Genomic DNA, 1,739 nt, shown 5'->3' on the forward strand with positions numbered 1-1,739 from the left:
TGTACAATAATGCTCATTTAAGTATGTACACTTTTACTCATCTTCCTGTTCAAAGTGATTCTTAATTCTATAGGATTTGCCAATAATGTTTACCACTGTTGCGTGATGCAATATTCTATCTAGTATAGCGTTTGCTAGTTTTGAATCTTGAAAGACCTCATCCCAGCTCTTAAAGCTTACATTAGTTGTCAAAATGGTACTTCTCTTTTCGTATCTCAAATCTATTAACTGAAAGAAAAGCTTTGCGTCCTCTGGATCAATTGGGAGATACCCAATCTCATCGATAATGAGTAGTTTATATTTCTTATAATGCTTTAAGCGAGCTTCTAATCGATTCTCTATTTTAGCTTTCTTTAGTTGTTGTATTAGTTCGTGACACTTGATGAAATAAGTACTTACTCGATTCCTTGCTGCTACTATTCCAATTGATGTTGATAAGTGTGTTTTACCGACACCACTTGGTCCTAAAAAGACAATATTTTCATTCTCATTGATAAATCGAAGCGAGATAAAATCTAGAATTTGTTGCTTATTTACCGAAGGCTGAAAGGAAAAGTCAAAGTCTTTCACCTCCTTTAGATGTGGAAAGGCTGCTACTTTAACCATGGATTTAATCATGTTCTTTTCACGCATATCGATTTCATGGTTTGTCCATCTAACTAATATCTCCACAAATGATTGTTGATTAGACATGGCTGTGTCTATTATTTCATCTAAATGCTCACGCATTTTCTTTAATTTTAGGTAGTCTAAATTTTTTACGAGCTGTTGATAGCTACTATTCATTTTTATATACCTCCCCAATAGCCATTAAATTGCGTTTTGCCCAATCGTTAATATCCACTTCATCATGGCGTGCATTCTTCGATAGAATCTCCTTATAATGCAAGGGATCATAGTTTAATTTAGCTTGGCTAATAGGGTGTCTAGCGACCATACTCGTGTTATAATAAATATGAATATGATCATCATAAATTTGTAAACCTACGGTTTTTCCTTTGAATTCTGTTGGTACAGAATACTGATTCGTTTTATACGTGATCATGCTAGAAGGATTCACTTTGACAAATTTATGGTGGACTTTGTATGAATCTCTTATTTGTTTCCTTGGCAGGGGCTGTAAGAGATTTTTTTCTTGTTCAAAGGCCAATATTGGAATTTTCCCTGTCCCTTGATGATAACTATGGTTGATTCGATCACATAAAGATTGAATAAATGTATGTAATTCCACATAATCAAACTGCCCTTGATAGGCATGTATTTCATCTAACCACTTCATACTTGTCTCTACTTTTCCTTTTGTTTTTGGACTTCCGGCAATACACGGTATTAGTTTAAATCCAAAGTCTTTTGTAAAATGATCAAAGCGCTCATTAATAATTCCTTTAGAATACCTTGTTCTGGCATGATCCATTATGGTAGACATATTATCCGTTAGAATTGTTTTTGGAACGCCTCCCATTTTCTCAAACGATTCTGTTAAGAATGAAAGTAGAAAGCTTTGTGTCTTGGATATACTCAAGAAAAACGTTCTAAATCTGGAATAGGAAAGTAACAATACGGCTACGTTAATATAAAGTATTTCGCCATCTTTAGTCACATATTTTATGTTTTCTTTCCAATCAAATTGAGCTTGTTCTCCAGGTGCAGTCTCAAAGCGTACTACAGGTTGTGCAGGAGCTGTTCTTTTGCCATGCGAAAAATAGGCTTGAAATTCTGGAACACTTGAAATGTATCTT

At 34.3% G+C, this 1,739-nt stretch carries 2 protein-coding genes; both read right to left on the reverse strand.

The annotated features are described in order from the left end of the window. Positions 1–33: 33 nt before the first annotated feature. The gene (gene istB / locus ASE01S_RS15295; protein ID WP_067844415.1) at positions 34–786 is read right to left on the reverse strand and encodes an IS21-like element helper ATPase IstB; all 753 of its coding nucleotides are present in this window, start codon (positions 784–786) and stop codon (positions 34–36) included. Continuing rightward, positions 779–1,739: IS21 family transposase (istA, locus tag ASE01S_RS15300; RefSeq protein WP_067844418.1), on the reverse strand; the 961-nt coding region annotated here is incomplete at its 5' end. The genes istA and istB, both read right to left, overlap by 8 nt.

The organism is Amphibacillus sediminis NBRC 103570, assembly GCF_001552275.1.
Classification (GTDB): Bacteria; Bacillota; Bacilli; order Bacillales; family Amphibacillaceae; genus Amphibacillus_B; species Amphibacillus_B sediminis.